This window comes from Streptomyces hirsutus (assembly GCF_001418415.1).
Lineage (GTDB): Bacteria > Actinomycetota > Actinomycetes > Streptomycetales > Streptomycetaceae > Streptomyces > Streptomyces hirsutus.
Genome location: NZ_LIQT01000429.1, coordinates 1 through 7,896, shown reverse-complemented (window position 1 = coordinate 7,896; position 7,896 = coordinate 1). Strand labels below are relative to the sequence as shown.

General features: G+C 70.7%; 6 protein-coding genes, 1 tRNA gene and 1 pseudogene. 6 read left to right on the top strand and 2 right to left on the bottom strand.

Annotation, left to right across the window (positions count from 1 at the left end; all coding sequences use genetic code 11):
* The 3 genes and pseudogenes from AOK11_RS29250 to AOK11_RS29240 form a co-directional block, all read left to right on the top strand.
* Positions 1–428 (top strand): annotated as a pseudogene (locus AOK11_RS29250) (FAD-dependent oxidoreductase); the annotation flags it as partial.
* Positions 429–587: 159 nt separating this feature from the next.
* On the top strand, positions 588–1,562 hold the full coding sequence (locus tag AOK11_RS29245) for a zinc-binding dehydrogenase (RefSeq protein WP_055596729.1): 975 nt from the start codon (positions 588–590) through the stop codon (positions 1,560–1,562).
* A gap of 13 nt (positions 1,563–1,575) precedes the next feature.
* Complete coding sequence (locus AOK11_RS29240) at positions 1,576–2,472, top strand: aminoglycoside phosphotransferase family protein (RefSeq protein ID WP_055596728.1); 897 nt, start codon at positions 1,576–1,578, stop codon at positions 2,470–2,472.
* A gap of 81 nt (positions 2,473–2,553) precedes the next feature.
* On the opposite strand, the gene AOK11_RS29235 is transcribed toward AOK11_RS29240, so the two are convergent.
* Positions 2,554–3,723 carry a serine hydrolase domain-containing protein gene (locus AOK11_RS29235; protein WP_055596727.1) on the bottom strand — a complete coding sequence of 390 codons (1,170 nt, stop codon included), beginning with the start codon at positions 3,721–3,723 and terminating at the stop codon, positions 2,554–2,556.
* 313 nt (positions 3,724–4,036) lie between these two features.
* Positions 4,037–4,113, bottom strand: a tRNA-Thr gene (locus AOK11_RS29230).
* 167 nt (positions 4,114–4,280) lie between these two features.
* Here AOK11_RS29230 and AOK11_RS29225 point away from each other — a divergent pair.
* The 3 genes from AOK11_RS29225 (at position 4,281) to AOK11_RS29215 (ending at position 7,864) form a co-directional block, all read left to right on the top strand.
* Positions 4,281–5,681, top strand: coding sequence for an RNA-guided endonuclease InsQ/TnpB family protein (locus AOK11_RS29225; protein ID WP_055596726.1), 1,401 nt, complete (start codon positions 4,281–4,283; stop codon positions 5,679–5,681).
* 383 nt (positions 5,682–6,064) lie between these two features.
* Positions 6,065–7,153, top strand: coding sequence for an ABC transporter ATP-binding protein (locus tag AOK11_RS29220; RefSeq protein WP_055596725.1), 1,089 nt, complete (start codon positions 6,065–6,067; stop codon positions 7,151–7,153).
* Between the two features lie 240 nt (positions 7,154–7,393).
* A complete protein-coding gene (locus tag AOK11_RS29215) occupies positions 7,394–7,864 on the top strand; it encodes a hypothetical protein (RefSeq protein WP_055596724.1) in 471 nt (156 codons plus the stop codon).
* The last annotated feature ends 32 nt before the right edge of the window (positions 7,865–7,896 follow it).

The following is a 7,896-nucleotide window of genomic DNA, read 5'->3' as shown; positions in this document are numbered from 1 at the left end:
GGCGCGGCGACGCGTTCGTCGTGTCCGACCTGGACGCACCCGGCTGGCTGGAACGGTTCACCGCCCAGGACCGCACCCTCGCCCCCGCCGGCGAACAGCTGCTCCAGGGCCAGTTCCCCATCGCCCCGCACGAGACCAGGGCCGACGGCGCGGCCCGCGCCGAGGAACTGCTGGACCTGGGCCACGCGGGCTGGCGGGAGCGCGTCACCTGGCGGCGGGAGGCGGTGGCGAACGGGCGGACCGGGGCCGTCGACCCGCCCGGCACCAGCTGGCGCGACCGGCCCGCCGTCGACCGCGGCGACGGCGTCTACCTCGCGGGCGACCAGGTCGCCGCCCCCGGGGTGCTCTCCGAGGTCTCCTTCAACAGCGCCCTCACCGCCGTCTCCCTCGCCCTCGGCCGGCACGAGCTTGACCTCAAGCGAGCTTGAGGTTGAACAGTGGTCCCACCACAGCGACCACGCCGAGCCGACACCCGGGACGGCACCCGGGACACCGGTCCGGGCTAACACCCAGACCGGTGTCCCGGACCGATGCCCCGGACCGATGCCCCGGAACGGTTTCCCGGACCGCGCCCACAGGAGACGCCCATGCACGCCATCCGCCTGCACGCCTTCGGCCCCGCCGAGAACCTCACCCACGAACAGGTCGAGGACCCCCGGCCGGGCCCAGGGCAGGTCCGCATCACCGTCCGGGCCGCCGGAGTGCACCTCCTGGACACCGCCCTGCGACAGGGGCAGCAGGGCCCGGCCCCCGCCCCGGCCACCCTGCCCACCGTCCCCGGCCGCGAGGTCGCCGGAGTCGTCGACGCCCTCGGCGACGGCACGCCCGCACACTGGCTCGGCAAGCGTGTCGTCGCCCACCTCGGATTCGCCCCCGGAGGCTACGCGGAGCTGGCCGTCACCGACGCCGACCGCCTGCACGAGATCCCGGAGCGCCTGGACTTCGCCCAGGCCGTCGCCATGATCGGCACCGGCCGCACGGTCATGGGCATCGTGCAGTTCGCCGAGCCCGGCCCCGGGGACGTGGTCGTCGTCCCCGCCGCGGCCGGCGGCATCGGCACCCTCCTCGTGCAGTACGCCAAGAACGCGGGCGCCACCGTCGTCGGCCTCGCCGGAGGCCCGGGGAAGACCGCCCGGGTCTCGGCGAACGGCGCCGACCTCGCCGTCGACTACACGCACCCGGCCTGGCCCGCCCGCCTCGCCGCCCACGAGGGCAAGGTGACCCTGATCTACGACGGCGTGGGCGGCGACGTCGCCCGCGCGGCCGTCGCCCTGCTCGCCCCCGGCGGTCGCCACGTCGTCTTCGGCTGGTCCGCCCAGGGCCTCGACAGCGCCGGCCCCTACCTCGTCGACGGCGTCTCCCTCAACGTCCTCGGCCCCGAGATGATGCGCAGAGCAGGCGGCTCCCGCCCCGTACGCACCCTCGAACTGCGCGCCCTCGCCGAAGCCGCCGAAGGCCGGCTCACCCCCGCCGTCCACCGCTTCCCCCTCGCCGAGGCCGCAGCCGCCCACCGCGCCCTGGAGAACCGGGGCACGACCGGAAAGGTCGTGCTGGAGCCGTGAGCGCCGTACTACCGTGCTCACCGTGATCCACGTACCCGAGGAACTCGCGGCGGCGCAGGAGAAGTTCAACGGCGAGGCGGGCCGCGCCTTCGTCTCCGGGCTGCCCGGCCTGGCCGCCGGCTTCCTCGACCGCTGGGACCTGCGGGTCACCGGCGCGCCGATGCACGGCGTGAGCGCCCTGGTTCTCCCCGTCGACCGCGCGGACGGCACACCGGCCGTGCTGAAGCTCCAGATCCTGGACGAGGAGAGCGAGGGCGAACCGGTCGCCCTGCGGATCTGGAACGGCGACGGAGCGGTCCGCCTGCTGGACCACGACACGGCCACCGGCACCATGCTCCTGGAACGCCTCGATCCCTCCCGGATGCTCTCCCGCCTCCCGGACGCCCAGGAGGCCGTCCTGGTGATCGCCCGTCTCCTCGCCCACCTCACCAGCACCCCCGCCCCGCCGGGCATGCGCCGTCTCGGCGATCTCGCCCGCGCCATGCTGGAGCGGACCCCCGGGGCCCTGGCCCGCGTTCCGGACCCGGCGGCCCGCCGCATCCTCGCCGACTGCGCGGCGGCCCTGCGGGAGGTCGTGGACGAGCCCGGCGACCGCCTCCTGCACTGGGACCTGCACGAGGAGAACGTCCTGGCCTCCGACCGTGCCGACTGGCTCGCCATCGACCCCAAGCCGCTCGCCGGCGACCCCGGCTTCGAGCTCTGGCCGGCCCTGGCCAACCGCTTCGACGCCGACGACGTCCGCCGGCGCTTCGACGCGATGACCGACGTCCTCGGCCTGGACCGCGAGCGGGCCCGCGCCTGGACGTACGGACGGCTGCTGCAGAACTGCCTCTGGGACATCGAGGACGGCCGCCCCCTGGAGGACCGCCAACTGGAGATCGCCCGCCGTCTGAGCGGCCGGACGCCATGAGGATCCAGGGCCGGGCAACTCCGGCCCGGCGACCGGAGCCCCGGGACGGCGGTCCTTCCGCGTGTGCACGGGGTACGGGCCTCAGTCGCCGCAGAACTCCGCCTCGATGACCGCGTTGCCGTCCCCCGCCCAGTCGCCGTTGAAGTTGAAGGCCAGGGAGTGCCGGCCGTCCTTCGCCGTGACGGCGCCGGTCCCGGAGCCGGAGATGCCGCCGCTGTGACCCCAGACGGTCACGCCGCAGCTCAGCGTCGCCTTCATCAGGCCGAGGCCGTAGTCCCGGCCGGGGCTCATGGGCACCGTGGTGGTCATCTCGTCCAGCTGCTCCGGGGGGAGCAGCCGGCCCGTCAGCAGGGCGCGGTAGAAACGGTTCAGGTCCTCGGAGTCGGAGATCATCTCGCCCGCCGCGAAGGCGCGGGACGGGTTGAGGCGCGTGACGTCGTAGGTGGGTCCCGTCGCGGTCGGCGCCAGCTTGGAGTAGGCGCGGCTGCTGGGGCGGGGCAGGGAGACCCGGGTGCCGGGGACCGAGGTGGCGGTCAGGCGCAGGGGCTCGATGACGCGCCGGTGGACCTCCTCGCCGTAAGGGCGGCCGGTGGCCTTCTCGATCACCAGGGCGGCCAGGACGTAGTTGGTGTTGGAGTACCCCCAGGAGGTGCCGGGTTCGAAGTACGGCTCGTGGGCCAGGGCGACCCGCACCAGTTCCCCCGGGGTCAGGGTGTCGTAGCGGCGCTCGAAGAAGCCCTCCTTCGTGGAGTACGTGTGCTGGTAGTCCTCGTCCGCCGTGTAGTTGAAGATGCCGCTGGTGTGGTTCAGCAGCTGCCTCAGGGTGATCCGGGTGCCGTCGTGGCCGTTGCCGGTCACCAGGCCGGGCAGCCAGGTGTCGACGGTGTCGTCCAGGGACAGCCTGCCCTCCGCCTCCAGTTGCAGCAGCACCGTCGCCACGAAGGTCTTGGTGATGCTGCCGACCCGGTAGCGGTCGTGCGGGGAGCGCTCCTGCCCCGTGCGGAGGTCGCCCACTCCGGCGGTCGCCGACCAGGTGCCCCGCCGGTCTCCCGCCGTCGCCGTCACCCCGGGCACACCGGCGGCGACCGCGGCCTGCAGCGCCTGACGGGTCGCCCGGTGGTCGCCGGTGTCGGTGGCGTTCCCCGTTCCGGCTCCCGGGCCCGGGGGCGCCGCCACGGCGGGGGTCGCCAGGACCGCCGAAAGGGCTGCCGCCACCACCGCCACCGCCGTCGTCCGCATCCGCATCCGCATCCGCACGCTCGTGCCTCCCCTGTCCCTTGGGTGTGGTCGCAGGAAGGGACCGGGACAGGGCCGCCGGGGTTGCCCCGGTCACGGTGATCGGCCGGTTTCAGCCCTTCTTCGGACGCCGTTTCCCCTGGCCGGTGAGATGCACGAGGCCGGCCGACGGCCGGTCACGCGCCGCACGGAAGACGCCTTCATGCCCCGTCCGGAGCCCTCCGTCGAGACCGGAACCGGCGACGGCCGCGCCGCCCGCGCCCGCCGTCGGCGCCGCCTCCTCTGCACGAAAAAACCCAGGTCAGCCCGTGCCGACCTGGGGTTTCAGTGGAGCCCCCTGTCGGATTCGAACCGACGACCTGCTGTTTACAAGACAGCTGCTCTGACCATCTGAGCTAAGGGGGCGCCGCGTACGCGCGGAGTGCGCGAAGGCGGGTCCACTGTACACAGGGCCGGTTTCCCGAAGCGACGAGGTTTGCGGTCGAGCGCGGTCTGAAGACGCGTAACCATCCGCGCACCCGTTCGTTGATCGATCTGTCGTGCCGTTCTGAAGTCGTCGTCGGGAGGGGGCCATGGACGAGCCTGTGGAGAAGCCAGAGCCGGTAAGGGGTGAGGAAGCCCGGCGTGTCAAGCGCGAGATCCTGGGCATCGCCGACCGCCGCAAGCACCGCACGCGCGAGATGACGCCGCTGCGAGCACATGTCAAGGAGCCAGATGCCCGGCATCGCGTCTACCGCTTTCGCTTCTATCCGGATGCGGAACAGGTGGAGCAGCTGAGCAGGACCTTCGGAGCCTGCCGGTGGGTATTCAACGAAGGGCTGGCGCTTCGTTCGCAGGGATGGGAGCAACACCGGGTGAGGGTGGGGTTCGCGGAGACCTGTCGGGCGTTGACCGGCTGGAAGCGGGCGGAGGAGACGACGTGGCTGAAAGAGGTGTCGTCCACGGTCCTTCAGCAGTCCCTGCGCCATCTGGATCAGGCGTTCAGCCGGTTCTTAAGGGGCGAGGTGAATCTCCCCCAGCAGAAGCGGAAGGGCCGGTCCAGAGACACGGCGACGTATGTGCGTACGGGGTTCAGCTGGGTCGAGGACGGTGAGCGGGCGGGTACGGGGTTGCTGAAACTGGCGAAGCAGGCCCGTCCACTGGCTGTCCGCTGGTCGCGGGCGCTGCCCGCTGGGACGGAACCGGTCCGCTTGTCGGTGGTGCGGGACAGAGCAGGCCGGTATTTCGTTTCGGTTCTCGTGGAGGAGCGCGTAGGCCCGTTGCCGCCTGCATTCGTGCGGGGCTCGCAGGAGCCGACGGCAGTCGGCCTGGATCTTGGGCTGGCTTCTCTGGTCACTTTGGACGACGGAACGAAGGTCGGTCATCCGAAGCTGCTGAAGCGATATGCGGACAAGCTGGCGCGGTTGCAGCGGGAGCTGCACAGGAAGGTGAAGGGGAGCAGGAACCGGGAGAAGAGCAGGCAGAAAATCGCGTGCCTGTACGCGCGGATCCGGGACGTACGCAAGGACATGCTGGATCAGCTCACCACCCGCCTCGTGCGCGAGAACCAAGTGCTCGTGGTGGAGGATCTGTCCGTCTCGACTCTGATGCGCGGGGCGCCGAACAAGGGAAGACGCCGGAAGGCTGGGCTGATCACGGCGATCAGGGATGCCGCATGGGGCGAGCTGCTGCGTCAACTGACCTACAAGTGCGAGTGGTACGGCAGGACGCTGGTGATCGTCGACCGCTTCTTTCCTTCGACCCGGCGCTGCTCGGCTTGTCATGTCAAGGGGCCGGCGCTGCACCTCTCCATCCGTAAGTGGTCATGCACCGGGTGCAGCACCGTGCATGACCGGGACGTGAACGCGGCAGTGAACCTACGAGACGAGGGAATGAGGCTGTACTGGCTGGTGGCAGCCTCTCTGCCACCGGACAGGGCCATGCCGAGGCTGATCAGGGCATCGGCGTTGGAGGAAGCCATGCCAACCGCATAGAAACGGCCACAGGGGATTACGGACCGATGGGCCGTCGGTCGTCATGCCTGTGGAGCCTGCGTAAGCCCGTTCGGGCACATTCCGTCAGGACTGTGAGGGGTCGGCTGTGGGCGTTGAAGCAGGAAGCCAGCACAAGGCGCGAGATGAAATGCGCCAATTGTACTGTCGGGTCAAAAGTGCGTCGCTCTGCCCATGCGAAAGTTTCCGCGAAGTTCACAGAGCCGCGGGTACTGACAGACAGGTGAACGCCGGGTACCGTCCTGTGCCAGTTCACCCTCGTGGACTGCACCACACGGAACCACAACGGAACATCCCGTCGTGGCACCACCTTCCTACTCGGATCGTCCGGCACGTTCCTGCCGGTAGAAGGGGGCCCATTCACCATGGCCACTGTCACGTTCGACAAGGCGACCCGGATCTACCCCGGTTCGACCAAGCCCGCCGTGGACGCGCTCGAGATCGACATCGAGGACGGGGAGTTCCTCGTACTCGTCGGCCCGTCCGGCTGCGGCAAGTCCACCTCGCTCCGCATGCTCGCGGGGCTCGAGGACGTGAACGCCGGCGCCATCCGCATCGGTGAGCGCGACGTCACGCACCTGCCGCCGAAGGACCGGGACATCGCCATGGTGTTCCAGAACTACGCGCTGTACCCGCACATGACGGTCGCCGACAACATGGGCTTCGCGCTCAAGATCGCCGGTGTCAACAAGGCGGAGATCCGGCAGAAGGTCGAGGAGGCCGCGAAGATCCTCGACCTGACGGAGTACCTGGACCGCAAGCCGAAGGCGCTCTCCGGCGGTCAGCGCCAGCGTGTCGCCATGGGTCGCGCCATCGTGCGTGAGCCGCAGGTGTTCCTCATGGACGAGCCGCTGTCCAACCTGGACGCCAAGCTCCGCGTGTCCACCCGTACGCAGATCGCCTCGCTCCAGCGCCGCCTGGGCATCACCACCGTCTACGTCACCCACGACCAGGTCGAGGCCCTGACCATGGGCGACCGGGTGGCGGTCCTCAAGGACGGTCTGCTCCAGCAGGTCGACACCCCGCGCAACATGTACGACAGGCCCGCCAACCTCTTCGTGGCCGGCTTCATCGGCTCCCCGGCGATGAACCTCGTCGAGGTGCCGATCGCCGACGGCGGCGTGAAGTTCGGCAACTCGGTGGTCCCGGTGGACCGCGACGCGCTGGCCGCCGCCACCGACAAGACCGTCACCGTCGGCGTCCGGCCCGAGCACTTCGACGTGGCCGGCGCCGAGTCCGACCAGGGCCTCGCGGTCGTCGTCAACGTGGTGGAGGAGCTGGGCTCCGACGCGTTCGTGTACGGCACCGCCAAGGTCGGCGAAGAGTCCAAGGACCTCGTCGTCCGCGTCGGCGGCCGCAACGTGCCGGAGAAGGGCAGCACGCTGCACGTCGTGCCGCGGCCCGGCGAGAGCCACGTGTTCTCGACGTCGTCCGGCGCGCGCCTGTCCGACTGAGCCGGGCGTCGTCGCATTCGAAACGCGACGGCCCGGGTAATTCACCCGAGTTGATGAAGAGGGCCCCGCAGTTCGCTGCGGGGCCCTCTTCGTTGTGCCTTCATTGTCGATAAATACCCTGACATACAGGCCATTTCGAGCAGCGTGCGTCAACGCGCCGCCCGGACATCTTCCCCGTCACGTCACCCGAACCGGTGACTGAATGTCTCCATTCCATTACCGGACGCTACTCTCACACGCGTGAAGCACTCCACTACCCCTCAGACGCGACGCGGCCGGGGCCCCGCCCGCCGGGTCGGCCGCACCCTCGCCTTCGTCCTGCCCGTCGTCCTGGTGTTCTCCGGAACCCTCGCGGTCGCCGGGGTCAACTGGTCGGGGAGGCCTTCGAGTCCGGTCCTCGCCGCCGCCGACACCGCCGTGTCCGGTGCCTCCTCGTCCGGCGCGTCCTCGCGTACCGCCGAGCGGGCCCCGCACCAGGTCCTGCGGGACAGGCTCCTGGTCGAGTTGCACAAGGAGAACCCGGGCGTCGCCCTCACCCACCTCCAGCAGGCGGTGAACGACCGCCCGTCGCTGGCGCGGCACTGCGCGTCGATCGCGCGTGCGCTCGGCAAGGCGGCGGTCCGGGTGTACGGCCCCACCAGGGCCCAGTCCTACGCCCGTCCGGTCTGCGACACCTCCTTCGCGTCGGGGGTGCTCACCGCCCACGGCTGAGCCCCCGCCCGCCTCTCGGCCGGTCCTCTCGG